Annotated in this window: 23 protein-coding genes; 6 read left to right on the forward strand and 17 right to left on the reverse strand. The window is 52.5% G+C overall.

Annotated elements, in window-relative coordinates:
- The first annotated feature begins 1 nt into the window (after position 1).
- Positions 2-613: a L(+)-tartrate dehydratase subunit beta gene (gene ttdB / locus N4599_RS05110; protein WP_260902392.1), complete on the forward strand. Its 612-nt coding sequence runs from the start codon at positions 2-4 to the stop codon at positions 611-613.
- A 69-nt stretch (positions 614-682) separates the two neighbouring features.
- On the opposite strand, the gene N4599_RS05115 is transcribed toward ttdB, so the two are convergent.
- The 7 genes from N4599_RS05115 to N4599_RS05145 all read right to left on the reverse strand — a co-directional run bounded on the left by N4599_RS05115 (position 683) and on the right by N4599_RS05145 (position 7,914).
- Positions 683-1,471, reverse strand: coding sequence for an alpha/beta fold hydrolase (locus N4599_RS05115; RefSeq protein WP_191363934.1), 789 nt, complete (start codon positions 1,469-1,471; stop codon positions 683-685).
- Positions 1,452-2,879 (reverse strand): triphosphoribosyl-dephospho-CoA synthase CitG, encoded by a 1,428-nt coding sequence (gene citG, locus N4599_RS05120; protein ID WP_260902395.1) that lies wholly within the window; start codon positions 2,877-2,879, stop codon positions 1,452-1,454. Before citG ends, N4599_RS05115 begins: the two co-directional genes overlap by 20 nt.
- A gap of 93 nt (positions 2,880-2,972) precedes the next feature.
- Positions 2,973-4,511, reverse strand: coding sequence for a citrate lyase subunit alpha (gene citF, locus N4599_RS05125; protein WP_191363932.1), 1,539 nt, complete (start codon positions 4,509-4,511; stop codon positions 2,973-2,975).
- Positions 4,501-5,406 carry a citrate (pro-3S)-lyase subunit beta gene (citE, locus tag N4599_RS05130; protein WP_003713714.1) on the reverse strand — a complete coding sequence of 302 codons (906 nt, stop codon included), beginning with the start codon at positions 5,404-5,406 and terminating at the stop codon, positions 4,501-4,503. The genes citF and citE overlap by 11 nt, the downstream gene beginning before the upstream one ends.
- A gap of 2 nt (positions 5,407-5,408) precedes the next feature.
- Positions 5,409-5,702, reverse strand: a complete 294-nt coding sequence (gene citD / locus N4599_RS05135; protein WP_003713681.1) for a citrate lyase acyl carrier protein — start codon at positions 5,700-5,702, stop codon at positions 5,409-5,411.
- The gene (gene citC, locus N4599_RS05140) at positions 5,702-6,745 is read right to left on the reverse strand and encodes a [citrate (pro-3S)-lyase] ligase (RefSeq protein WP_191363931.1); all 1,044 of its coding nucleotides are present in this window, start codon (positions 6,743-6,745) and stop codon (positions 5,702-5,704) included. The genes citD and citC overlap by 1 nt, the downstream gene beginning before the upstream one ends.
- 17 nt (positions 6,746-6,762) lie before the next feature.
- Positions 6,763-7,914, reverse strand: coding sequence for an NAD(P)-dependent malic enzyme (locus N4599_RS05145; protein ID WP_191363942.1), 1,152 nt, complete (start codon positions 7,912-7,914; stop codon positions 6,763-6,765).
- Between the two features lie 154 nt (positions 7,915-8,068).
- Here N4599_RS05145 and N4599_RS05150 point away from each other — a divergent pair, with 154 nt between their 5' ends.
- Positions 8,069-9,016 (forward strand): sugar-binding transcriptional regulator, encoded by a 948-nt coding sequence (locus N4599_RS05150; RefSeq protein ID WP_003713672.1) that lies wholly within the window; start codon positions 8,069-8,071, stop codon positions 9,014-9,016.
- Positions 9,017-9,138: 122 nt separating this feature from the next.
- Here the strand turns inward: N4599_RS05150 and N4599_RS05155 are convergent, their stop codons facing one another.
- The 5 genes from N4599_RS05155 to N4599_RS05175 all read right to left on the reverse strand — a co-directional run bounded on the left by N4599_RS05155 (position 9,139) and on the right by N4599_RS05175 (position 16,379).
- Entirely contained in the window at positions 9,139-10,560 is a 1,422-nt protein-coding gene (locus tag N4599_RS05155; RefSeq protein WP_191363930.1) for a DASS family sodium-coupled anion symporter, read from the reverse strand.
- A gap of 42 nt (positions 10,561-10,602) precedes the next feature.
- Complete coding sequence (locus tag N4599_RS05160) at positions 10,603-11,538, reverse strand: L-lactate dehydrogenase (RefSeq protein WP_191363929.1); 936 nt, start codon at positions 11,536-11,538, stop codon at positions 10,603-10,605.
- Between the two features lie 80 nt (positions 11,539-11,618).
- Positions 11,619-13,016: a flavocytochrome c gene (locus N4599_RS05165; RefSeq protein ID WP_260902421.1), complete on the reverse strand. Its 1,398-nt coding sequence runs from the start codon at positions 13,014-13,016 to the stop codon at positions 11,619-11,621.
- A 22-nt stretch (positions 13,017-13,038) separates the two neighbouring features.
- A complete protein-coding gene (locus tag N4599_RS05170) occupies positions 13,039-14,427 on the reverse strand; it encodes a class II fumarate hydratase (RefSeq protein WP_003713717.1) in 1,389 nt (462 codons plus the stop codon).
- A gap of 323 nt (positions 14,428-14,750) precedes the next feature.
- Complete coding sequence (locus N4599_RS05175; protein WP_260902424.1) at positions 14,751-16,379, reverse strand: malolactic enzyme; 1,629 nt, start codon at positions 16,377-16,379, stop codon at positions 14,751-14,753.
- Positions 16,380-16,526: 147 nt separating this feature from the next.
- Here N4599_RS05175 and N4599_RS05180 point away from each other — a divergent pair, with 147 nt between their 5' ends.
- Entirely contained in the window at positions 16,527-17,408 is an 882-nt protein-coding gene (locus N4599_RS05180) for a LysR substrate-binding domain-containing protein (RefSeq protein ID WP_191363926.1), read from the forward strand.
- A gap of 301 nt (positions 17,409-17,709) precedes the next feature.
- Here N4599_RS05180 and N4599_RS05185 read toward each other — a convergent pair whose 3' ends face one another.
- From N4599_RS05185 to N4599_RS05195, 3 genes are all read right to left on the reverse strand, one after another.
- The gene (locus tag N4599_RS05185) at positions 17,710-18,297 is read right to left on the reverse strand and encodes a peptidylprolyl isomerase (RefSeq protein WP_191363925.1); all 588 of its coding nucleotides are present in this window, start codon (positions 18,295-18,297) and stop codon (positions 17,710-17,712) included.
- 49 nt (positions 18,298-18,346) lie between these two features.
- Positions 18,347-19,393: a zinc-dependent alcohol dehydrogenase family protein gene (locus N4599_RS05190; RefSeq protein ID WP_260898252.1), complete on the reverse strand. Its 1,047-nt coding sequence runs from the start codon at positions 19,391-19,393 to the stop codon at positions 18,347-18,349.
- Positions 19,394-19,465: 72 nt separating this feature from the next.
- A complete protein-coding gene (locus N4599_RS05195; RefSeq protein WP_260898255.1) occupies positions 19,466-21,019 on the reverse strand; it encodes a plasmid pRiA4b ORF-3 family protein in 1,554 nt (517 codons plus the stop codon).
- 135 nt (positions 21,020-21,154) lie between these two features.
- On the opposite strand from N4599_RS05195, the gene N4599_RS05200 reads away from it, so the two are divergent.
- Positions 21,155-22,552, forward strand: coding sequence for a DUF2252 domain-containing protein (locus tag N4599_RS05200; RefSeq protein ID WP_260898258.1), 1,398 nt, complete (start codon positions 21,155-21,157; stop codon positions 22,550-22,552).
- Positions 22,553-22,896: 344 nt separating this feature from the next.
- Here N4599_RS05200 and N4599_RS05205 read toward each other — a convergent pair whose 3' ends face one another.
- Positions 22,897-23,073 (reverse strand): hypothetical protein, encoded by a 177-nt coding sequence (locus tag N4599_RS05205; protein ID WP_191363921.1) that lies wholly within the window; start codon positions 23,071-23,073, stop codon positions 22,897-22,899.
- Positions 23,074-23,183: 110 nt separating this feature from the next.
- Between N4599_RS05205 and N4599_RS05210 the strand changes: the two genes are divergently transcribed.
- On the forward strand, positions 23,184-24,221 hold the full coding sequence (locus N4599_RS05210; RefSeq protein ID WP_260898260.1) for an aldose epimerase family protein: 1,038 nt from the start codon (positions 23,184-23,186) through the stop codon (positions 24,219-24,221).
- 66 nt (positions 24,222-24,287) lie between these two features.
- On the opposite strand, the gene N4599_RS05215 is transcribed toward N4599_RS05210, so the two are convergent.
- Positions 24,288-25,526: a D-alanyl-D-alanine carboxypeptidase family protein gene (locus N4599_RS05215; protein WP_260898262.1), complete on the reverse strand. Its 1,239-nt coding sequence runs from the start codon at positions 25,524-25,526 to the stop codon at positions 24,288-24,290.
- A gap of 186 nt (positions 25,527-25,712) precedes the next feature.
- Between N4599_RS05215 and N4599_RS05220 the strand changes: the two genes are divergently transcribed.
- Positions 25,713-26,501: a serine hydrolase gene (locus N4599_RS05220; RefSeq protein ID WP_191363918.1), complete on the forward strand. Its 789-nt coding sequence runs from the start codon at positions 25,713-25,715 to the stop codon at positions 26,499-26,501.
- Positions 26,502-26,563: the final 62 nt, after the last annotated feature.

Raw genomic sequence — 26,563 nt, forward strand, 5'->3', positions numbered from 1 at the left:
AATGAAGACCTATCATTTAACCACACCAATTTCCGCTGACGATATTAAGGACATTCGGATTGGCGACATTGTCTACCTTACCGGGACAATGGTTACCTGCCGGGATGACGGTCACCGGCGGGTCGTCAAGGAGGGCCTGGAGATGCCCGTGGACGTCAAAGACAAGGCAATCCTCCACGCCGGACCGATCATCAAATACCTGCCTAACAACCATTACAAGATGGTTGCCGTTGGACCCACGACCTCTATGCGGATGGAAATGTTTGAAGAAGAGTTCGTTCACAAGACCGGCGTCCGCCTAATCATTGGTAAGGGTAGCATGGGTCCGGGAACCGCACGGGCCTGCAAGAATGACAAGGCCCTCCAGCTAGTTTACCCAGCCGGAAACGCCGTCTACGCTGCCAAGCACGTGGAAAAAATTGTTGACGCCAAGTGGACTGACCTGGGGATGCCAGAAACGCTCTGGGTATGCAAGGTCAAAGACTTCGGTCCCCTGATCGTCACGATTGACACGAATGGCGACAACTTCTTTGACGCCAAGAAGGCCGAGTTTAACCGGCGCAAGGAAGAACAGATCAAGAAAATTAGTGAACAGGTCCAATTTATTAAGTAGGAAGTGTGAACCAGCTCCTGGGTAAAAAGTATAAAAGGCACAAACTCGCAACCGAATCTGTGCCTTTTATTAGTGTTCCTTCAAAAATTCCATCATCAGCTTATTAAAGGTCCCCGACTGCTCCGCCATCACCACGTGACCAGACTGGTCAACCGCCTGGTGGCTGACGTACTTCGGATTAGCCGCCGCCATCACCTCGGCAAAGCGACCGTCAAAGTAAGGACTCTGATTAGCCGTCACCAGGAGAAGCGGAGTCGAGGCAGCTTCAACCGCCGTCCGCCAATCCTTCTTCGCGTGGTCGTATAGCAAGGGCAAGTTGTCAGCCCGCACAAAGGGAAACATTTCCTTTTCTGGAGCCAGTTGGTTCAAGACCTGCTTAGGTACCCCGTTCAACGTTTCCCGGACATTACCATGCTCCTTGAGCTTGAGCCGGTAGGATGCCCGGGTGATGTCCATGTAGCCATAGGGCCATTTGGCTGTATTTAGCATCTTGGGCGACTGGTCAATCGCGATTGCCCCCCGGACCGGAAAATCCGGATAATGCTGAAGAAAGCCGTATATTTCTGCCGCCCCCATCGAGTGCCCAATCAAAAACGGCCGTTCGATGTTCAAGCCAACTAGCAATTCATGGAGGTCATCAATCAACCTGTCCACCGAAGCCAGGCCAGCGGTGTGTCCTGACGCGCCGTGGTTGCGTTGGTCATAACTCACCACCTGGTAACCGTTCGCCAGCAACTCGGGTACCTGGAGACACCAAATTTGCTGGTAGCCACCGAAACCATGGATGAGGACGACTGGCTGCCCCTGGCCCTGAATCCGATAATTTAACCGAACACCATCACTCGTTTGAAAGTCCATCGGCCAGTTCCTCCTTTACTAAGGTCAAAAAGATCGTCACAATCAACAGGTCGGCGGTTCCGCCAAGGCTCAGGTGCTTAGCAGTAAACTCCTGCTCCAGCTGGGCCAACTTTCCCCGGCCCGCCGCGGTCGTGATCCCGCCCGCCGCCAGACATGCGTCCACCTGGGTGTTTTTCCATTCCAAAATGGCTGGGTCACCGGCCCGTTTCACCAGGGTGGAGTCCTCGGTGTAGCGGGCAAGGGCGAGCATCGTCTGGATAATCCGCCGGTTCCACTCGCCAGCGGTAGCAAGCATCGTCGGTAAGCCATGGTCAAATACCGTTGGGTAGCCGGCCTGGGCCTCGCCCCGAATTCCGGTCAAACCATACTGATGGTACTGGAGTTCCCCGGCCGTCTGCTGGTTCGTTGCCGCTTGTTTTTGCAAGTCATCCTGAACCAAGCCAACGAGGAGCTGTTTGACCGTTGCTTGGATATCTGCCAGGTCGACGCGACCATTCCGCCGCCAGCTATCTGCCACCGCCAAGGTTATAATGCCAAGGGAGAAGACGGCGCCCTTATGGGTATTCACGCCGTTTGTCGCCGCAAACATTGCCCGTTCGGCCCGCTTGCCAAGTTCACGGAGTTCCTTAAACATCAGCGGATAGTCGGCTGGGTGTTCGCTCAGGCCCAGTTCCGCAGCCTGTTCCAGGTAGCGGCGAAAACTCAGGGAGCTGTTGATGAATATAAAGACGCTCATGTCAGGATGAGCGCCGTGTTCCACCGGATCCACCAAGCCCGGCTTGGGCCATGCCACTACTTCGTACAAAAGTGATTGCTGGGCAAAGGCCACTAGGCGGTCACGCACCCGGCGCCGCTGCTCGGCCACCAGCGCCGCGCTAATCAAGCTGCTTACCGCCGCCTGCAATTCCGCCACCGTATGCCGCCGGGACCGCCCGCATTCTTTTGCCGGCCGACCGCAGACAAAGCACCGCCGCGCCGGCTGGCCACTGTCCGCCCGTGAAAGTGGGACAACCTGCCCAGCCCGCTGCACCAGAACATCCAAGTCAAAGAGGCGGTGGCTTGCTTGCCCCTCCTCAAAGCGGGTCGTCTGTGCCTTCACGTCCTGGGGAACTGCTTTGACCAGGTAGAAGCGTTCGGGACCGGTCCCGGCGTCCAGCCACTCCGTATCCTGGTAAAAGAGCTGACCAGCGGTGAGCCAATCCCGTTCCAAGGCCAGCAGTTCCGTTGTGAAGAAGCGCTGAATGGCCCGGTTATTTTTGATGGGTCCCGGAATATTGAGTTTGGCCGCCACCACCGTCATACCGGGGTGGGCCGCTACCAGCCGTTGTTGAAGGGCTGCTCGCCGATCCTTATTTGCCAACACCGCTGGAATATCCTGGGGCTGGCCCGTTGCAAAAATGTTTGTCATTGTAGGCTCCTTTCACGTTTGTGTATTCTACTATATGTATTATAAAACGGGTGGGATTCCGTGTAACCTCACCCGTTTTATCAATTCTTAAAATTAGTCTTTAATCTGCTTTACTTCGTCAATCAAAGTTCCGTCACGGTATTCAACCAGGGCCACGGTTCGGTCAGTGTATTCGATTGGCTTTGGCTTGCCAACGATTCCTTCGGCCCTCTTTTGCAGTTCTTCGATTGAAACCAGCGGAATGCTTGGGGCCTTCTTGAAGGCTTCAATGAGGTCCTTCCGTGCTGGGTTAACGGCTACCCCAACTTCAGTAACCAGGACGTCAATGGATGAGCCTGGCGTAGTGATGGAGTTAACAGCGGGAACAACGGTGGCAATCCGGCCCCGGGTCAGTGGAGCAGAGATGATCGTCATCTTAGCGGTACCAGCGTCCTGGTGACCACCAACGGCACCCCGGATAACCCCGTTGGAACCAGTCAGCACGTTAACGTTGAACTTGGTGTCAATTTCCAGTGCAGACAGGATGGCAACATCCAGTTGGTCAACCATCGCACCCTTGTTGTCAGGGTCGGCGTACCAGGAACCGTCAATTTCGATTTGGCCAGGGTTGGACTTCATGCTGGAAGCGGCACCCTTGTCAAAGTCCTGGACGTCCATAACCTTCTTAACCAGGCCTTCTTCAAGCAGCTTGACGATTGGTGAAGTCGTTCCCCCACAAGTGAAGGCAGCCGTAACGTCGTTGTCCAGCATGGATTGACGCAGGTAACGGGTAACGGCCAGTGAAGCACCACCAGTACCAGTCTGGAAGGAGAAACCGTTCTTGAAGTAAGGTGAGTTAACGATGACGTCGTTAACCATCTTGGCAATCTTCAATTCCTTCGGGTCCTTAGTGAACCGGGTAGCCCCACTACCGATCCGGTCAGGGTCCCCAACCTTGTCAACCTTAACTACGTAGTCGACCTGGGTCTGCTTGATGGAAGCAGGCGTGTTCGGGTAGTCGGCAATGGTGTCAGTCAGGAGAACCACCTTGTTAGCGTATTGGGCATCCACCAGGGCGTAACCAAGGGACCCAAGGGCGGAGTCACCTTCCATCCCGTTAGCGTTCCCCATCCGGTCAGAGTTTGGAACACCCAGGAAGGCCACGTCAATCTTGATGTTGCCGTTTTCGATGGAACGCGCACGGTTACCGTGGGAACGGAAGATAACTGGGTTCTTCAACAAACCGTGGGAAACGGCTTCACCCAGGCTACCCCGCATTCCGGAGCTGGTAATGTTAGTGATGGTGCCGGCCTTGATGGCTTCAACCACCTTATCGTTCATTACACCGGTCAAAGAAGATGGTGCCAGGGTCAGGTCCTTGTAGCCCATCTGGATGATCTTGTCCATGACCATGTTGAAGACATAGTCACCGTTCCGGAAGTGATGGTGGAATGAAATCGTCATTCCGTCCTTCAGGTTGTCCTTGATGACTTGGTCTAAGGAGTCGACCAGCTTGTCATCACCCTTGGTTACGCGAACATCATGGCCCGTGTAGTGAACCGTTGGGTGGCCAATTTCGGTAGTTTCAAATGGCTTGTAGTTAGTTGAGTTTAAGATTTCGTCTGAGATTTCACGACCGACACTATTTTTCAATGTATTCACCCTCCTCATTGATCAGGTTGGAAGCCTTAGCTAAGCGAATTACCCGTTGTGCACGCAGGACAACTGGGCGGTCAACCATTTGACCGTTCATGGAAATAACACCGGAACCCTTCTGGTGGGCTTCTTCAATGGCTGCTTCCACGTCCAACGCGTTTTCGATTTCCTTCTTGGTTGGCTCGTAAACCTTGTTGACCCAGTCAATTTGCCGTGGGTTAACAAGGGACTTGCCGTCAAAGCCAAGTTCGTGGATGTGTTCAGTTTCCCGCTGGAAGCCTTCCACGTCGTTCATGTTGGTGAAGACGGTATCGAAGGCGGCAATTCCAGCAGCCCGGGCGGCGTGGAGAATCATGTTCCGCGCAAATTCTAGTTCGGCGCCGTCTGGGTAACGGTGGGTCTTCATGTCAGTCGTATAGTCTTCGGCAGACAGGGCCAGACCAATCATCCGGTCGGTACTTGCGGCGATTTCTGGGGCGTTTAGAACCCCCTTCGCGCTTTCAATGGCAGCCATGACGTGGGTCGAGCCAGGTTCGCGGCCAAACTTCTTTTCGGCTTCTTCCACTACCTTGACCAGGTCGAGCATCATTTGGGCGGATTCTACCTTTGGCAACCGCACAACTTCGATGCCGGCCTTAACCATGGCGTAAACATCATTCTTGAAGTATGGCGTGTCAATCCCGTTGACCCGGACAACCAACTCAGAGTCGCCGTAGTCTTGGGTTTGTAATGCTTCGTAAACCAGCATCCGGGCAGCATCCTTTTCCGACATGGAAACAGAGTCTTCCAGGTCGAACATAATGGAGTCCGCACCGTAAATACCAGCATCCTTAACCATTCCGGCATTGTTCCCCGGAACAAACATCATGGTCCGACGTAAACGTTCTTCCATTATTAAAATACCTCCCAGTCTGGTTGATCCGTAGTTTCCAGAGCCCGTTGTGCGGCTGCCATGGCCCGTGCCTTCACAACACAGTCCAGGGCTCCTTTGTCAACGGCCTTGACATTCGCGTTGTCAATTCCGTAGGCGTTCAAAGTCTCAGTGATGACCTTGCGAATTTGGTCGCCGTACAGCTCCTCCACTGAGGAATCCAGGTCGATATTGATTCCGTTGTCGCCCTTGCTCAGGGTGATTTGGATATCGGATGATTCCAAAGTTCCTGCAAGTGCAGTCTTCTTAATATCCATTATTCTAAACTTCCTTCCTTAATGCGTGCTCTGAGATCAGACCAGTGATTTTGAATAAATGAGAGCGTCGTTTGTGGAACGTAATCTTGCACCACCGCTAATTCATCGTTAGCAATCGCTGCTCGTACCTTCGTGGCTGAAATCACGTCCTGACTAGCATTAGCAGCCCGATCCAGGATTTTGACCTCAACCTCAGGTGGTAGAACCCTAGTTAATTCTTGGTTATAAATATCAGTTGTCGGCGAGAACGGCTCGCTGCCAACGTAACGCCGCGTAATGTTTAATGGCGCGGCAATTTGCTCCTTAAAAAGGGTGGCGTCCAAAGCGGCCTGAAAGTGGGCCACGTTTTGGTCGTCTTTAAGGAAATAGGCCGGGAACGTGGCGTAGGAAACCATGTAGTCCCCGCCAGGAACCACCGTCACGTTGTCCAGGTCGGCGCATCCCGCTTGGACTAGCTGGTAGCGCTCCGCAGCGGTAAAGAGCGAGGCCTCCTGGCTGACCACGAAGACGTAGACGTGGTCATTTGCTTTGCTAGCCTGCTCCACCAGGTAGCGGTGGCCGTTGGTAAAGGGGTTGGCGTTCATCACAATGCCCGCGATTTGGCTATCGTCCTGGTCGGCAAAGTGCGGCAAATCATGGATGTAGTCGTGGACGTCCGGGGTTCCATTCTCCATGATGGCCCCGTCGTCAACCACCGCTAGGGCGTGAAAACCAACGTAGCCGAAGCTCTGGACGTATTGAGGCTTGGTAAAGACGAAGAGGTGGAAGCGGCCCATTGTTGCCGCCTCGTTGACAAGCTTGCTGACCAGCTCATTAAAGGTTTCCCCATGGCCCTTGACCTTGGAACAGACGGCGATGTATTTCAGGACGTTGCCGGCAATCGAGCCGGTCGCCATGATCTCACCGTCCTCCTCCCAGACGAAGGTTCGCTCAACCTGCTGGGTTTCCTTTGGTGAAAACTCCGTGATTCCCGTCTTTTTTAAGAACGCCTGCCACTTGGCAAAGTTCCGCTTGATGTGAATGTTGATTTCACGAACCTGCATGGTCGCTCCTCCTCTAGTTACTTCTTGCTCGTCGCGTAATCCTTGACCGCTTGGGCCACCGTATCCACAACCCCGTCATCAAAGACGCCAGGGACGAAACGGTCGGCCGTCGGTTCGGGTACTAGGCTGGCAATTCCGTGGGCAATCGCCTTCTCCAGGCCAAAGTCCACCTTGTTCAGGTCGGTTGCCAACAGGCCCTTGTAGAGCCCTGGGAAGACCAGGATATTGTTAACCTGGTTCGGGTACTGGCTCGAACCGGTTGCCATCACCTGAACCCCCGCCTCGTGGGCCACGGCCGGGTCAATTTCCGGCTTCGGGTTAGCCAAGGCAAAGATAATCGGGTTATCTGCCATCTTCTTAACCTGGTCGGCACTCAAGCCGTCGGCGTCGGACAGGCCAATAAAGACGTCCCGGTCACGAACGGCTTCGTCCAGGTCAGCATAAGCAGTTTGGTCACTGCTCTGCTTAACCAGGTCCGTCTGGTAGTGGTTGTAGTTCTTGCTATCAGCGTGAACTGGGCCATCAATGTCGACGAAGGTGATGTTCTTGATACCAGCTGCGAAGAGAAGACGGGCAGTCGCAACGCCTGAGGCCCCCACCCCGTTGATGACGACCTTCAAGTCGGTCAGCTGCTTGCCAACTACCTTGGCAGCGTTGATTAAGCCGGCCAGAACTACGATGGCCGTCCCCTCTTGATCATCGTGGTAGACGGGAATATTAACTTCCTTCGTCAATTTTTCCTCAATTTCAAAGCAGCGGGGGGCCGCAATGTCTTCGAGGTGGAAGCCAGCAAAGGATTCCTGCATATTCTTCAAGGTACTAACCACTTCATCTGGGGAAACTTGCTCAACGGTCAGTGGCAAAGCATTCACTCCGGACAAGGCCTTGTATAAGAGGGCCTTTCCTTCCACGATTGGCAAACCGCCGGCCGGGCCGATGTTTCCCAGGCCGAGTACCGCGGAACCATCTGTGACCAAGGCGACCAGCTTGCCGCTCATCGTGTACTTATCCTTTAACTCCGGGTAGCGTTCAATCAGCTTAGAAATAATCGCCACGCCCGGTGTATAAGCCTCGCCCAGTTCCTGCTTATTGTGGACCGCAAACTCCGGTGAGATAGCAAGCACACCGTGGTGTTTTGCATGAAGCGATAATACTTCTTCGTCTTTCATCATTAACATCCTCCAATCACTAGGCCCTAGTTTACTATCTTTTTTAAATATTGTAAATATAAGCGAATATTTTTAAATATTTAAAAAGAACCCGAGCGAAATTAAATGCTATAATCAACTGTAATAGACTTTCCACAAAGCAGGTGAAAGATTCATGGACGCAGAACACAACCAGCTCCTGGCAACCTTAGCACAGGACTACTACCTCAGTAAGATGGCTATCAGTGACATCTCCAAAAAGTACCACCTCAGCCGCTACCTCATTATGAAATACCTGGATGAAGCGCTGGCCTCGGGGATCGTCAGCATCAACATCCACACGGACTACGACCGCAACGCCAAACTAGAACGCACCCTCCAGCAGCACTTCAAGATTAAAAACCTCATCGTCATCAAGGACCCGACGAATCCCCAAGACCGCGACCAGATCATCGCGACCTTTGCGGCCAACCAAGTCCAGTCACTGATTAGGGACTGTCACACGGTCGGGCTGACCTGGGGAGAGACCATCTACGCTATGCTCGACCACTTCAACAAGCAGACCGCCAGCCAGCTGACCTTTACCCAGTTTATGGGCGAAAACATGCGCTACCACTCCTCGGCAGCGTCGATGCGGATGGTCCAAAAGGCCGCGGCCAAGTACGATGTTCCCTACCAGACGATTCCCGGCCCGCTGTACATCATCAATGACCAGGCACGGACGGCCCTTTACCAGGAGCCGGCGTTCACCGCGGCGTTTACGGCGGCCCGTCGGATGGATATTATCATTTGTGGGCTTGGCACCCGCCAGTCCATCAACAGTATTCCCGCCTGGGCGGAGAACACTGACCGGATTTTTCCCGGAGTCGACCTGGGCAAGATTGCCGGTGTCGCTTTTGGGCGGCCCTATGACCTTCACGGCCGGTTCCTGGTGTCGCCGGAAAATGACAAAACCCTTTCCATCCCCCTCGACCAAATCATGCGGGTGCCCCGACGACTTGCCATCGTCCAGCGAAAATCAAAGTTCCAAGCGGCCCGCGGTGCTTTGGAGGGGAAGCTCTTTACCGACATGATTCTGACCGAGTCAGTTGCCTTGCGGATTACCGACGCTCTCGGAATTTAGGATTTAAAAAAGTGGCTTAGCAATTTGGTTTTGCTAAGTCACTTTTTTGATTACTAGTGAATGATTCAAAAAGGCAACTTACCAATCCAACTCTTTCAGTAGCAAACTATTCAATTAACTTATTACCAGAGGCCAATAACCTTCATCCATAGGGTACCGATAATTCCGTATACCAGGAGGTAGAAGATCCCCATGATGAAGTTCATCTTCCACCATTCGGACTGGGTAACGTAACCTGATGATGACAGCACGGAAGCTGGCCCGTTAGCGTAGTGAGTAGTAGAACTCATGAATGCAGAAGTGAAGGCCAACAGCATTGCCGCTAACATTGCAGGAGCACCGGCGGCAACCGCAACGGATACGAAGGCTGCGTACATCGCAGTAACGTGGGCAGTGGCACTAGCAAAGAAGTAGTGAGCGTAGAAGTAAACGATCATTAAGACTGCCAGGACCCAAACCCAGCTGATGCCGTGAAGGGCAGAACCGATAGAACTAGAGAACCACTTGATGAAGCCTAATTCTGACAGTTGACCAGCCATGTAGACCAGGACAGACAGCCAGATCAGAACGTTCCAAGCACCAGTTTCGTGCAGTAGGTCCTTTGTGTCCAGGACACCGGTAATCAGCAGCAGGGAAATTGCCAAGAAGGCGACGAAGGTGGCTTCAATTGCTGGGATGAAACTAGTTAACATCCAGAGAACCAGGGTCAGGATGAAAATCAAGCCCATCAGCTTTTCAGAAATCTTCATCTTGCCCATCTTGTCTAATTCTTCGTTAGCCCATTCCTTCGCGTTAGGCGTTTCCTTAACCTCAGGCGGGTACATCTTGTAGATAATGTATGGAGTAGCAAGCAGACAGATAACACTTGGAACAACACCGGCAACGAACCAGCCCAACCATGTAATGTTGATGTGCAGGGTCTTTGCCAGGGCCACGATAACCAGGTTTGGCGCCATGGCAGTCATGAACGTTGCAGAAGTAATCAGGTTACTGTGGAATTCAGAGAAGACCAGGAATGAACCAATCTTCTTCCGGGTCCCCTTCTTGGGGTCAGATCCGTAAGTTTCCGCCAGTGACTTCACGATTGGATAAACAACCCCACCGGCACGCGCCGTGTTAGATGGGATGGCTGGTGAAGTAACCAGGTCGATTCCCATGATGGAGTAAGCCAACCCTAAACTCCGGTGACCGAAGCTCCGGACGAATACCAGGGCAATCCGGCGTCCCAGGCCGGTCTTGATGAAGCCCCGGGAGAGCATAAAGGCCATTGCAATCAGCCAAGCAGATGAGTTGCTGAAGGCGGTCAGGGCCCCCTTCATTGGTGCCAGACCTACCAGCACCATCACCGTGAAACCGACTAGGGTCGTCCCGGCAATTGGCAGCGGCTGGGTGATACAGCCGACGATTGTGGCAACGAAAATGGCAAACATATGCCAAGCAGCTAATGAAACGCCATCCGGCCGAATTGGACCACAGGACCACAGGATTAAACCAATGGCGAGCGTCCAAGCCCAGGCTTTAGTTTTGAACTTTGATAATTCCATCTTTCAATTCCCCTTTAATATTAAGTCTTTCCTCTAATCAAGTTACAGCTCTACGCCGTCAAGAACTTCCTTCATCTTGGCAGCCGAATGAGCCATCTTCTTACTCTCTTCTTCTGAAAGGTCATGTTCGATAACCTTCACGATTCCGCTAGTGTTAATGACCGCTGGAACACCCAGGTAGAGGTCAGAAACACCGTATTCACCATTTAAGGGTGCGGAGATTGGCAGGGTCACGTTGCGGTTTTCCAAGATAGCCTTCACGATGTAGGCCAGGCACTTAGCGACGCCGTAGAAGGTGGCACCCTTGCGTGCGATAATCTTACCGCCCCGTTCCTTCACCATTTCCTCGATTCCAGCGTAATTAGTTGCGGTGAAATTGGCAACTTCTTTAAGCGGCTGGCCGTTGACCGTAGCTTCATCAAAGGCTGCAAAGGATGTATCCCCGTGCTCGCCCATGATATGGGCGTCAATCTCGCTTACCGGCACGTTCAGTTTTTCTGCCAAAATCACGTTTAAGCGGGCACTGTCCAGTGACGTTCCCGTCCCGATGACCCGGTTCTTAGGGAACCCAGACATCCGCTGAGTCAGGGTCGTCAAAATATCAACCGGGTTGCTGGAAACCACGAAAATGCCGTGGAAACCGCTGTCGACGATTGGCTGAACAATTGTCGACAAGATTTTGGCATTCTTGTTAACCAGGTCCAACCGAGTTTCGCCCGGCTTCCGGGGTACCCCAGCGGTAATTACGGCCACGTCCGCGTCGGCAGCGTCAGCGTATTCGCCGGAACGAATAATCGTTGGTGCCTCCAAAGGGGTAATGTCTTGCAGGTCCATGGCATCCCCGTCCGCCTTGTCACGGTTCAGGTCAACAATCACCAATTCATCAACTTCCTGCGTCGTTTGCAGTAACGAGTATGCAAATGACGAACCAACCGCACCATCACCGACTAGGAGAACCTTGTGGCGACGTTTAATCATATTAAATTCCTCCCTGAATAAGGTTAAAATAATTGCTCATTGCCAGCGCCCAATTCGGCACTGGCTAAATAATTTGGGTCCTACTTTTTAAGGCTGCGTGCATACAGAGTTACTTGCTGTCCAGCCTGGCGGCCAAAGACAATCGTTTCGGCGATAGAGTTACCACCAACCCGGTTGTTACCGTGCAGGCCACCAGCAACTTCACCCGCGGCAAAGAGCCCCTGGATGACATCCCCGTTGCCATCGAGAACCTGAGTCTTCGGCGTAACGTGGATTCCACCCATCGTGTAGTGGATAGCTGGGGCAATGTGGATGGCGAAGAAGCCCGGTTTGGTGATGCCCCGGTCCATCCCGGTCGTCCGGTGGAATTCGGCGTCATCGTGGCTTTCCACAGCCTGGTTCCAGGTCGTAACCGTCTGCTTCAAGGTTGCCGGATCCATGTTCAGCTTCTCAGCCAAATCCTCAACCGTATCACCATGAACAACTAAGCCCACTTTATCGTAGAACTCAATAGCTTTAGCCCGGTCACGGATGCCCTGGTCGAAAATCAGGTAAGCACTGTGTTCCGGCAGGGCCGTGATGGCGTTGGAAACGATCTTCCGGGTATTCAGTTCGTTCACGAACCGCTGCCCGTCAGCGTTAACCAGGATCGCCCCTTCGCCCCGAACGGCTTCCCCAATCAGGTAGACGTGCGGGTTGTCCTGCTGAACGGTTGGGTGAACCTGAACCAGGTTCATCTGCATCAGTTCGGCGCCGACGTTTTCTGCCAGCTTCAGCCCGTCACCAGTTGCTCCCGGTTGGTTGGTCGTCTTGTAATCCTTAAGGTCGGGGCGGAAGCGTTCGATGTATTCCTTAGAAGCACCGAAGCCACCGGTTGCCAGAATCACCGCCTTAGCACTGACCTGCTTCGTAAGGTCGCCGGACTTAACCTCGACCCCGTTGATCCGGCCGTCCGCGTCCTGCAAGAGCTTAATAACCTTGGTGCGGTTAAAGACCGGAATGTTTTCCTTGGCGACTACACCGAGGAGGCTGTTGACCAGGAAGCCACCAATCGGCGCCATACTTGCCGGTCGGTGGGTCCGCTTCTTGGACATCCCCCCGGTGACGGTGATGTCATCCAGCTTGATGTCGTGGTCAGCTAACCAGTCGATTGCCGGCGCGGTGTGGTAGACGAAGTAGCCCAGCATGTCCTTATCATTGAGCCGGCCACCATCCTTGTAGGTTTCACGGTAGAAGTCACCGACGTTGTCAATCACACCGTGGTGTAGCTGAACGTTGGTTTCGGCGGCGTTCATACCGGAAGAGGCCCGGTTGGTATTCCCACCCAGTTCCTCCTCCTTTTCCAGCACGGCCACCTTCATGCCCAGCTCGTGGGCCTGAATAGCAGCGGCCAGCCCGGTTCCACCAGAACCGATGATGACAGCATCATAGCTGTCATCCAGCTTGCTAACTGATAATGGTTGAAACTTTTCTGCCATTATTAATTGATCTCCTTTTTAATTAGTCTTCACGATCAACGTTAGTCATCTTCAGCATATCCATCCATTCGTCGTACTGTTCTTCAGTCACCTTGCCGGACTTCAGGGCTGCTTCCTTCAACGTGCTGCCAGCCTTGTCAGCGGCTTGGGCAATCTTGGCGCTGTCGTGGTAACCAATGTGTGGTGACAGTGCGGTAACCGTCATCAGCGAATTGTCAACCAGTTCGGCCATCCGCTTTTCGTTGACGGTCATGCCAGCAACACAGCGGTCAGCAAAGCCAGTGATAGTTCCGGCCAAGAGGTCCGCCGATTCCAGGAAGGCGTCGATCAGGACGGGCTTGTAAACGTTCATTTCAAAGTTACCTTGGGATGAAGCCATCGTAACCACGGTATCGTTACCGAAGACCCGAATAGCTGCCATCGTAACGGCTTCCGCCTGGGTTGGGTTAACCTTCCCTGGCATGATGGATGAGCCTGGTTCGTTAGCTGGAATGTTTAATTCATCGTAACCAGCCCGGGGACCAGAAGCCAAGAAACGAATATCCTGAGCAATCTTGAACATGTCAGCGGCTAAAGTCTTCAAAGCACCGTGGACTACATCCAGTCCAGAGTGGTTAGCTAAGCCGTAGAACTTATTGCTCTTGGCAGTCAGCTTCAAGCCGTAAACTTCAGACAGCTTTTCAGCAATCTTTTCCGGCATCCCTTCGGCGGCATTCAAGCCAGTACCAACGGCAGTTCCACCAATTGCTAATTCGTTCAGGGTTGGTTCCAAAGTCTTGATGTAGTCCAAGTCGTGTTCCAGTGCGGAAACGTAGCCAGAAACTTCTTGACCGAACGTCAACGGCACGGCATCTTGCAGGTGGGTCCGGCCAACCTTAACCGTCTTCCAGTACTTGTCCTGTTTGATCTTCAATTCGTCAATCAGGTGTTGAACCGCTGGCTTCAGGTTGTCTAAGGCTTCCAAAGCCACCACGTTCATCGCGGTTGGGAAAGTATCGTTTGAACTCTGCCCCTTGTTGACATCATCGTTTGGTAAAATTTCGATGTCCGGGTTGATTTCGTGAGCCTTGTGGGCCACGACTTCATTAGTGTTCATGTTGGTTTGCGTCCCAGAACCAGTCTGGTAAACCTTCAATGGGAAGTCCTTGCGCAGGTCTTCATCACTTAACGCGAGCAATTCATCGATTGCTTTCACGATTAAGTTACCCTTGTCAGCAGAAATTGCATTGGTTTCCATGTTCGCCTGGGCCGCTGCCTTCTTAATGTTCAGTAAAGCACGAATAATTGCTAACGGCATGTACTGACCAGTTGGGAAATTATTGCGGCTCCGTTCCGTTTGCGGTCCCCATAATGCACTTGCGGGGATTTTAACTGGGCCTAAAGTATCTTCTTCTGTTCGGTAATCAGACATAATAAAAACCTCCAATGGATTATCATGCAATAACAACTTGTGAAATGTTACACATCATTACGCCATTATCCTAACTCATCGCCACTGCAATAGTCAAACCTTTAACATTTTATAAATTTCACTTATGGAATTAGGCGTCTATCCCGGTGTGATAGCCTTTTCATTTAGGCGGTGTGATTTTTTCACAAGGTTTTAAAAACAAAAAATGCCCCTTAACTTCAAAAAGTTGCTGGAGCATTTTCACAATTAAGCTCATTTTCACAAGCTAGATTAACAGTTTGCTTGCAAGTGCTTATTAAATAGCTAATCAGGTGACGGCATATTTAATACTTGGCTTCCCAGGTCATTTTTTCCACGGCCGTTTGGGCGTCTGTGATTCCCTCGCCGGCCAAGTCCTGGTCGATTGCCGACTGGGCAACCGTGATGGCAACCCGCTTCGAGAAGTCCGCTAGCTTCTCCACCGGCGGAAGGACGGCGGCCCCCGGCTGGTCAGGGTCGACAATGCCACTCAGGGCGTGCGCGGCGGCTGCAATCATCTCATCATTCAACAGCTTGGCTTGGGCGGCCAGGGCCCCAAAGCCAACTCCCGGGTAAATCAGGGCGTTATTGGCCTGACCAATGTGGTAATCCACGCCGTCATAATTAATCGTTCCTGCCGGAATTCCGGTGGCAACTAGAGCCCGGCCAGCAGTCCACTTTAGCAGGTCAGCCGCCTTGGCTTCGGCCAGCTTAGTAGGGTTGGATAGTGGGAAAATTACTGGTCTCTTAGTGTGGGCCGCCATTTCCTTGACGACTGCTTCACTGAAGGCTCCCGGCTGGGTCGAGGTCCCGATCATGACGGTTGGGTGCACCGCCTTGACTACGGAAAGCAGGTCAGTCAGCTCACCCGCATTTGCAAATTCGGTCCGCTGACGGGTAAACAGTTTTTGCTTTGGGGTCAAACCCGGTGTGTCTTCGAAGAGGAGCCCTTGTTTATCAACCAGGTAGAAGCGCTTCTTCGCTTCCGCGGGTTCCATCCCCTGCCGAATCAGTTCCTCATACAGCATCTTAGCGATTCCCATACCGGCAGTTCCGGCACCAAAGGTCAGGAAGGTCTGGTCGGTCAGCTTTTCCTTGGAGATGTTCATGGCACCCAGGACCCCGGCGAGGGAAATGATCCCGGTACCCTGAATATCATCATTAAAGGTTAAAATCTGGTCCTGGTACTTATCGAGGATCCGGGCCGCGGTGCCCCGACCGAAATCTTCGAAGTGGAGCAGGCTCTTGGGGAAGAGTTTCTCAACTTTTTCGACGAAGCGGTCGATAAAGGCAAAGTACCGGTCGCCACGAACCCGGTGCTGGCGGTTGCCAAGGTAGTTGGGATCATCCAGCAGCTGCTGGTTGTCGGTCCCGGCGTCAATCGATACCGGCAGGACCTGGGCCGGGTCAATGCCAGCGGCTGCGGTGTAGACCATCAGCTTTCCGACCGAAATATCGACCCCGTTGACACCCCAGTCACCAATTCCCAGGATTCCCTCCGCATCGGTGACCACGATCAGGCGAATATCACGACCGTCCGCGGCATCGGCCAGCTCCGTGGCAATGTCCTCCGGATGGTTGACATCCAGGTAGGCGGCATCCTGAGGCCGCAAGTAACGCTCATCGTACTGTTCGATGGACTCGGCAATTACTGGATCATAAACAATCGGCATGAATTCGGTAATGTGCTGCTTCATCAGGTAGAAAAACAAGGTCCGGTTGGTATTGAAAATTTCCATCAGCAGGTGGCGCTTTTCAATTCCCGACGTCTTGGACTGGTACAAAGCGTAGATTTCTGCCGCCTGTTCTTCGATTGTTCGCACGTGGGTTGGCAGCAAGCCCAGCAGCCCCAGCTCACGTCGTTCCGCCACCGTAAACGCCGTTCCCTTATTCTTAAAGGGGTCATTCAAGATTTGCATTCCCTTACGCATCATAGTGTCACTATCCCTCTCTAATCTTTCTTCTTATGCAATTAACGATTCTCATCATAAGAGGGCCACTAATTTATAGTCAAACTTATGTTACACTATCAATAAAGTTGATATACCAGGCTTCGATTACTGATCTAGGGGGATTTATTTATGAAGATCAAGGATCTTGAATACTACCAAAAATTAGTCGAATACCAAAATTTTTCTCAGGTTGCTGCTCACTTCCAGGTCAGCCAGCCGACAATCACGATGGCCATTCAGCGCTTAGAAAAGGACTTTGGCAGTGCCTTTTTCATCCGGGACCACGTTCATAAGCAGCTGCACATCACACCAGCGGGCCAGCAGTTTGCCAACCACGTTACGGTCATCCTTAACGAACTCCGGGTGGCCCGGGAAGAAATTGCACGGACCCAGTCGACCCGGATTCGCTTTGGCCTACCGCCAATTATCGGCAACTACTACTTTCCCCCGCTCACCCCGATGCTGATGCGGGCCAAGCTGATGTCCCACCTCGATACCTATGAACACGGCTCCAAGGAGCTGTTGCGGATGCTGGAACAGGGCCAGCTGGACATTGCCCTCCTCGGCTCTCTAGAAGCCCTCCGCCAGGCCCGCCTGCACACCCAGGAATTTGCCCGCTATCCTTTTAAGGTCATCGTCGGCAAGAACCACCCGCTGGCCCGTCAGAAGAAGGTCTCTTTTGCTGCTCTTAAAAATGAACGTTTCATCGTTCCAGGAAGCGAATTTTTCCACGAACAGGCTTTCAAGCAGATGTGCCATAACGCCCATTTTCGCCCGAAGGTTCTTTTCCGCACACCCGACATCCACGTAATTAAGGCGATGGTGGCCGAAAATCTGGGGATTTCATTTCTGACCCAGCTGGCAATTGTCCCAAGTGACGATGTTGTTGTCCTCGCAATCACCGACGACGACCAGCCGACTTTCAGACTTTCACTGGCGACTCGGGAAACCGAGGTTCTCTCGGCCGACCAGCAAAAACTCTGGCAGCTATTGACGGAACAGGCGAAATAAACCCGTAATGACTAATAAGAGCCGTTAATCATATAGCAAGTTTTTTCGGTGAATAACATCTCAGGCTTAGTAGGGACACTGGTTTTGTCGTCACGAAAACAATCTCCAGTGTAATGACGTCTTGGTAAAAGTAACGACTGGGGGTAGAAATATCATTCACCAGGGTATCCCCAGGAAGCGCAGCAGCAGCAAACCAATCAGATGAACAAGATATTCCCGGGGCGGCAAGCCAATCTCCCGGGTAACAGCAAACCTGACCGTAAAAAGGAGGTGCATAACTAGTTATGCACCTCCCTTTTAACTATTCTTCAATTGTAATTTCGTTCATCATAACGTCTTTCTTTGGCTTATCCATGCCATCCCGGTCGACCTTGCTAATTTTTTCAACAATCTCCATCCCGGAAATCACCTGGCCAAAGACGGTGTGCCGGTGGTCCAGCCATGGCGTGCCGCCCGTTTCCTTGTAGTGATCAATTATCTCCTGCGGGTAACCAACCATCTTCATCTGCTCCAGCATATTTGCGGGCACCCGGCTAGCGGACACGATGAAGAATTGACTGCCGTTCGTGTTCGGGCCGGCGTTAGCCATGGACAAGGCACCATTAAAGTTGAAAAGCTGGTCGCTGAACTCGTCTTCGAAGGCCTCGCCATAGATGCTTTCACCACCGCGGCCGGTACCAGTAGGATCCCCGCCCTGGATCATAAAGTCGGGAATCACCCGGTGAAAAAGCACCCCGTTGTAGTAGCCCTTCTTGGCAAGCTCGACAAAGTTCTTAACGGTCTTCGGTGCCAGCTTAGCAAAGAGCTGCACTTTGACCTCCCCTAAGCTAGTCTTGATCGTTGCCTGGGGCCCCTCCGCCTTGGTTAAATCAAGTTGTGGATAATCCATGTCTATTCCTCATTTCTCTTATTAATAATCACTATCTTAGCAAACATCGTTATTCTTTGCTAACCCGGAGCACGCAGGCACCCTTGATGTTGCCACCCTTAACGTGGCGGAGGGCCTGGTCCGCCTGCTCAAACGGGTACTTCGTCACGGCTGGTTCAATGTCGAGCCGGTCCGCCAGGGTCAAGAATTCCTCTCCGTCCCGCCGCGTGTTGCTTTCCACACTGGTCAGCGTCTTTTCGTGAAAAAGGTAGTCCTGGTAATTCAGCGTTGGTACATCCGACATGTGGATACCGGCAAGAGCCAGGGTTCCCCCGGGAACAAGGCTCGCTAACGCCGGCAGGACCATTCCGCCAACGGGGGCAAACATAATTGCGGAATCCAGTGGCACTGGTGACGGGTCATAGGCCCCCTGCGCCGAGGCACAGCCTAGCTCAAGGGCAAACTTCTGGGCATCCTTGCCACGGGTAAAGACGTGGACTTCAATCCCCTGAGCCAGGGCAATTTGGGCCGTAATGTGTGCGGATCCGCCAAAGCCGTACAGGCCCAAGTGCCCACCGGCAGGAACGTTCGCCCGTTCGAAGGCCCGGTAGCCAATGATGCCCGCGCACAATAGCGGCGCCGCGGTTAAGGAATCGAAACGTTCCGGAATCCGGTAGGCAAAGCCTTCTGGAACAGTTACGTACTCGGCATAGCCGCCGTCATGATCCCAGCCGGTGTAAACGGAGTGGGGGCACAGGTTTTCGTGACCAGACCGGCAGAACTTGCAGACCCCACAGGCATGCCGAAACCACGGAATCCCAATCCGTTCACCAAGGGCAAAGCGTTGGGTTTCCGGTCCCTGGGCAACGACCCGCCCAACGATTTCATGCCCTGGTGTCACGTGTTCACGGTGAACTGGCAGGTCCCCCTCCGTGACGTGGAGGTCGGTATGACAAACCCCACAGGTCAAGACCTTAACCAGCACTTCTCCACGGCCAGGCGTCGGGACGGGTTTCTCCACCAGTTTAAGCGGTGCCCGGTCGCCGTCGACCGGCCCCGGAGTGGTGACCGCCCACGCCCGCATCGTTTCCGGAATCGTTTCGTTTTGTTCTGTCATCTGCAACGCTCTCTTTCATCATTGAATTAAGTTCATTGTACCCCACTGACGCGTCGTGTTAAGTTTCTTTTCCTATTCGTAGTGCCGCTGCAAGCTGGTAATTGCCGCTCCCCAGTGTTCCTGAACCGCGGCAATATCGAGGGGCTGGTTGAGTGTCAAATCATCCTTAGCAGCCTGTGTCAAACCAGTCGGGCCGCCAATATCCTCAATGATTCCCCGGCCAAACCCCGCCAGAAGTTTTGCCCGGTCACCATTAGAACGGCGGGGTACGCCAGAGGTTGCCACCAGCCGGATGATAAATTTCCAGGAATCACCAAAGTCGTAGTTAAGGGTCAGCTGGTCACCCGCCTTAAATTCGCCAAGCCAGTGCTTTGTCAGGCTGGCCGTCTCTTCATAGCCGCTGTCCAAAAGCGGCAGCTGGTAGCCAGTTGTCCCCGCCCAGAGGTCAAAGAGGTGGTTGCCCCGGACGTTAAAGAGCGTAAGGACCTGAAAACACAACTTGTCGAGGCGGGTATCCCCGCTAACCTCAAATTCCCGCCACATCTGCGGGGAATAATCGGCTAGTTCGACCCGCACGCGGAAGTTTTGCCGGGCCACATCAAGGGGCCGCCGCACGTTCTGCCGCTGCCGGTCAAATTGCAGTTGAATCCGTCGCAGCAACTGCTGCAAGTGGTAGGTCCGCTGCTGAGAATGGAGGGCGTCCCAGCCCTGAGCCACCGCCTGGTTAAACTGGCTGAAGTCATCGTCACTAAACAGCTGCTGCGCCCGCATAAAACGAGCAAACTCACGCAAGCCGGTCGCAATACCCTTCAAGGCCGTGTCAGAAATGTTTTCATCTTGTCGTTCATCATAGTGGAGGAGGTAATAATACGGTAAGGCCAAGTCATCCAGGGGCGAGATCCCGTTCGCCTCACAAAATGAACAGTAGTCCGCGGCCACGTCAACATCCCTGTCAATAATCTGGTCACTTTTGCCATGACGATCGAGCAAGCGGCGGTAGTCCGTCAAGAACTGCTGGTTGACTGCCACCGCGTTCATAATATCGTTTAAGGATGAGGAGCGGTAGAGGTAGGTGCGGTTATGCTCGTTAAAGTCGGGATGGGCTGGCAAGTGAAAGTTCATCATCGCGTAGTCTTCAAAGAAGTCCATGATTGGCAGCTTTTCTCCTGATACCGGATCCTTCTTCCAGGTCTCCTCCGCCAGCTGTAAAGCGAGTTCGGCATTGCTAGGCTGCTTGCTCCAGTCGATTGTCCCCTGATGGTCGTTTAACAGGTCAGCGTAATTCTGGAGGTAGCGGGCCGCCGCCGTGTTGACTCCCCTTTCAAAGCTCACGGTGGCAAACTGAGCGTTGCGAATCAGGCTGATTTTCGCGTGCGGAATCGGTGAAAGCTCCAGCAGGGCGAGAAATTGGCGCTTAAACGCCGCCATGAACGACCGGGAATCATTAAAGCGCTGGGGGTGGCGCACGATTACAGGCAGGGCTAGTTGGTTATTCATAACAATCATGAAGTCACCCGTCACCCGAACCGACCAGTTTTGTGCATTACCCAGCTGGCCCTTGAACCGTGCCCGCGTGTTAACGTGCAGGTGTTGGGCGAGCAAATCGTCTACTGCAATAATCACCATTACCAGCTCCTTTTCCATAGTTACTCTTATTGTGGCAGATAACCATTATCAAAACAAATATTGTTTACCAACTTAACGAAAATGCTAAAATGGGAATTACTAGCACCAACGCAAGCGCGGAAAGGAAGTCTACCCATGACTAATCCTAATTTAGATATCTTTGACTTAAAACGGTTGCAGCTACACCAGAGTAAGCAGGAACTGGAACGCACCGGCCGCAACATCCAGCAAAAGGTGACCAGCCAGGACCTGAGTACCTTCGTCCCCGTCGACCGGGACCCCGTGGCAGCCATCCAGATGACCGAATCTAAAATGATTCCCGAACTGCTACCCCTGCGTCACCAACGGATGCTGGCAAGCCAATTTGCCTTTTTTCGGGGTACCGCGGAATTGATGGAACGCGATTTAAAAGAGCAGCACCAGAGCAATATCCCCATCGTCATCAGTGGGGACGCCCACGTCAATAACTTTGGCTTCTATGCCTCACCGGAACGACAACTGCTCTTTGGCCTCAACGACTTTGACGAATCCCGAATCGGCAACTGGGAGAGTGACCTGAAACGCCTCCTGGTCAGCGCCGAACTGGTCGGGGAAGAAAACGGCTTTAACCGCGACGCCCTCAAGGAACTTCTCAAGCTAACGACCAGGACCTACCGGCACGCTATTAAACGGGCCAACTGGATGACCCTCTCCGAAATTTTTTATTCTTCCTTTGAAATCAACGACATAGTCACTACCATCAACGCCCTCGGTGATGGCAACGCGGAAATGAATTACCGGCTCGAGAAAATTATGAAGAAGAGCCAGCACAGCAACTCCGAAGAAATCGTCCAAAAGATGGGGACCACCAACGAACTCGGCCAGCTGGTCTTCAAGGATAACCCGCCGCGGGCCAAGCATCTCGGCCCCCTCCTCTACCAGCAGGTGGTAGCAGGCTACAACTTCTACCGGCAAAACGCCCGCGAAGACGTCCGAGTCCTGCTCGCCAACTTCCATATTTCCGATATTATCCGTTACAGTGTCGGAGTTGGCAGCTTTGGGACTCGTTGCTACCTAATCATGCTGACCGGGCTGGACGGCAGCCACATCGTCCTTCAAGTCAAGGAGGCCCTTCCCCTTCGTTACAACCTCCTCAGCTTGCAGGTTCAAGAAGCAATTCACAATGGAATCCGGGCTGGGCGCCGAATCGTCACCGCCCAGCGGGTCCTGCAATCAAGTTCGGATCCCTTCCTGGCAAGTACCCGTTTTGGCGGCCGCAGCTATTACGTTCGCCAATTCCGTGACATGAAGGAATCAATCAACGTCAGCAAGCTGGACCTGGATAGTTTCCAGCTCTACTGTCAGGTCTGCGCCCTCCTGCTCGCCATGGCCCATTCCCAAAGTCCGACCTCGCCGATGATCCGCGGCTACCTCAAGCACCAAAAAGTTCTTGATGAAGGGCTGGCCAACTGGTCATTGCAGTATGTTAAACAAGTCATCATGGACTACCAGGCTTTCAAACAGGCTGTTCAGAAAGACAAACAGCAACGTTAAACTAAACGGGAGTGGGAAATGGGGCTGTGACATAAGCCCGATTACTTTAATAAAAAGCGAACAGCGCAGTTAGCCTATTGGTTTTCCACGTTATCTTTATAATAGTTAAGAACTAGCAAGAGGCTGGGAATTAACTCAACCTCTTTAATATTTTAAAGTTAGTAATGCCTCAGCGCAGTAGCCGGCTGGCAGTTCAAACGCTGATAAATCAGCGTTTGACCAACCTAGCCATCCTTGCGGAGGTTTGAAGACAAACGCCCCAAATCGGCTAGCAAGCTGATTTGGGGCGTTTGTCTGGCGCTTAGCAAGTCAGTAAGGATGGCTAGGTTGGTCCCACTCCGGCCTTAATTGGGGTCATTTTTCTTCCCGTCATCCTTGCCGTAGCGTTCCTGTTCGCTAATCATGCTGCTCTTGCGCTTATGTTTATTGATAAACTCATCCTCCGCCGCAAAAATCTTTAGAAAGTCCATAAAGTTGCGGTGAAAGCTAGCCTTGAAACAGGGCCACCAGTTTGTTTTCATCTTCCAACCTCCTCCCATTCATTTTAGCGCACTAGCAATTATCCTAGGAAAAATGTGGTAAAATGTTAAGTAAATGTTAAAACGCTTACTTACAAGGAGGACAATTTCAGATGGAAATCGTAAAAGTACCTTTTGGCAAGTTTAACGGCCAGCCCGTTACCAAGTTTGTTTTGGTCAATGACCACGGCGTCCAAGCCGGGATCCTCGACTTTGCCGGCCTGCTGCAATCGTTTAAGGTGCCAACCAAGGACGGCGGATTAGCTGACATGGTCTTAACTTCAGAAAACCTGGACGAGTTTACCGGCAACGGCTTTTGTACCAACCGGCTGATTGGCCGGGTTGCGGGCCGGATTGCCGACGGTAAATTCCAAATTGACGGCCAGGAATACCAAGTAGAACAAAACGAGGGCAAAAACACCCTTCACGGTGGCAAAAACGGCTTCTACAATCACATCTGGCACGTCGACGGCACGAAGCTAACTGACGACGCCGTTTCAGTGACACTCAGCTTGACCCTGACCGAAGAAATGGATACTTTCCCGGGGAAGATGCATGTTGTTGCTACCTACACCTTGGATAACGACGACAACCTGAGCCTGCAATTTAGTGCCACTAGCGACGCCAATACGCTCTTCAACCCAACTAACCACACCTACTGGAACCTTTCCAAGGCCGCAACGCCAACAATTGATGACCTAACACTCTACGTTAACTCCAGCCACCACCTGGCGGTCGACGACGGCAAGATTCCAACCGGTGAAAAGGTCGCCAACGCCGGTACCCCATTTGACTTCAGCAAGCCGACTAAGCTGGCGGAGGCCCTCCAGCCAATGGCCGCGACCAAGGAAAATGGTTTTGACGACATCTGGGAAGTAGAACCAAGTCTGGAGAAACCAGTAGCCGTCCTGGCCGATCCGGAAAGCGGCCGCAAGATGAGCCTCTACTCCGACCGGAACGGGCTGGTAATGTACACGATGAACTCCAACGACCCGACGGTTTACAACCATGGTGAGGTTCAACCCCACAGTGGGATCGCCATGGAAGCCCAAACCCTATCGGACACGCCGCACCACCCAGAGTTCGGCAACGTTGATCTCCACCCAGGTGAAGAAAAGACCTACACCATTAAGTGGCACGTTGAATACTAAGCACGTTTTAAGCATAAGCAAAAGCTCCGCATCCCAATCCCTGGTTTGCGGAGCTTTTGCTTTCCCCTAAAAGAATGTTTTTTTAATCGTCTTCGTAACCTGAACTGGCACCTTTGCCTCTGGCATTCTTGCCGGCTGCAGCTTAATCCAACCGACTTGTTCCCCCTTCGTCAGGGGTGCTTCAAGCTGGCCAGTCATTGATTGGTGCTTCTTAGCCAGCTGCAGCTGCGGACTGGTTTGTGCCCAAGAAGTATTTTTTGGCAGCCAGATAGCCGTCTTCTTAGTCAGGGCCAAGCCCGTCGAATGCTGCTTCTTGGCGTGAACGATATGGCGCTGTTGCAGCTTCTTGGGAAAGGCCTTGATACTATTGAGGACCACCGGCTGGTAGCCGTTGGACAGGGCTTCATAAAATTCCTTTTGCATCTTGGACTGGTCATTCCAGTCACCATCCGTATGCAGAGCCACCACGATGACCCGCCGGCCCGCGTAGGTTCCGGTTGAAACGATACACTTACCGGCCTCATCGGTATTTCCGGTTTTCAGTCCGTCGATCTGCCAGTCCTTCGGTGCGGCCCCGTTCTGCGGAAGCAAGGAGTTAATATTGGTCATGTGCTCCTTGTGGTCGGCACTGACGTCGAAATCGGCAAACTTGGTCGAGGTAATCCGCAGCGTTTCCGGATACTTTTCAATCAGGTACTTGGAAATCAGGGCGATATCCTTAGCTGAAAAGAGGTTTTCCGCGTCCTTGTCGACCCCTTTGAGGGCGTGCGCACCCATGTAGCTGTTCGGCAGACCAACCATGTTATAAATCTTAGCGTCATCCACGCCCGCCTTATGTGCCACCGCCTGCATCTTCTTATTAAAAACGGCGGTGCTGCCGGCATCTGCGAGGGCCAACGCCTCGGTGCTGCCATCCGCTGAAACAAGCATCATCGATTCAACCAGCTGTTTCACGGTATACTTTTCACCGGCGTTCAGCTGAACGTTCGAACAGCGGGGGTCATTCGCCATCTGGGCCACGGCCGGACTAGCGGTAATTTTTTGGTTCCAGTTCAGCTTGTGGGCACGGATATCCTGTTCAATCACGGCCAGGGTCAGAATTTTGGTAACCGAGGCGACCGGGTAAGTCTTCTGAGCATTCTTTTCGTACAATACCTGACCCGATTCCGCGTCAATTGCATAGGCGGACCGGGCCTTCATTTGATAAAAGCTGCCAGCGTCCGCCTTCACTAGCCCACCGAGACTGAGTAGACTGAGGTTAAGGCTAAGTATTACGAGCAGACACTTAATAATCAATTTTTTCATTGTTTGTCAAAATTACTCCTTATTGTCCATATTCAACTATGATAGCCGAAAATCGGCAGTATGAATGTAACGATTTCCTAACAAATCGCAAAATCTTGGTTAAGTTTTTAAGGGGGCGCTTTATTTTTCTCCTATTCCATGTATTATGGTAATTATGCGGATTTTTATTAAAAGGAGCGTTAGTAAATGCAGCCACGGACTAAACGGCGCAAACGCACAATTTGGGCAATAATAATTATTATCCTGCTTGCGGTTTGGGGAATTCACCGTTACGGCTCCCTCAATAGTCGCTTACAGAATGCTTGGAACAAAGTCATCTATACTTCAAATGATAACGTGGGAATCGCGGTGTATTCGCCAAAGACCCACCGGATCTATACGGGGTCAAACGTCCCCGGCCACCGTTTCCACATGGCTAGCACCGTCAAGGTTGCGATCCTCGCCGGGATGCTGGTTAAACAGCCCAACGGCCTCAGCGACCACCAAACTAGCCTGGCCAAGGAAATGATTGAGCAGAGTGACAATGACGCCACCACGGAACTGTTCAGCGACCTCGGGGGACGCCAGGGACTGCAAGCCACGTTTAACCGCTTCGGGATGAACGATTCGACGGCCAACAGCAACTGGGGCTTATCAACGACAACGCCCCGTGACCAGATTAAACTGCTCAACAATATTTTTTACAAGTCCAGCCTCTTAACCGAACAGGACCAGGAATTGATTGCAAAGCTAATGCGCAATGTTGAGGCAGACCAGAACTGGGGAATCTCGGCCGACAGCAGCAACTTCGCCATCAAGAACGGGTGGCTGAGCTATGGCAAATCCAAGTGGATGGTTAACAGTATCGGTTACGTTAAAAATGACAATGGCACGGATTACACCATCGCCGTTTACACCGATAAAAACACCACCATGCAGGTCGGGCAGCAGGCAGTCGAGCAGTTAGCCCGGGTAACGAAGAGTCTGATGAACTAAAAATTTTAATACAACGAGCGTTGAAATCATTCAGTTTCAGCGCTCTTTTTACACTCGTGGTA

Source organism: Limosilactobacillus oris (genome assembly GCF_025311495.1).
GTDB lineage: Bacteria > Bacillota > Bacilli > Lactobacillales > Lactobacillaceae > Limosilactobacillus > Limosilactobacillus oris_A.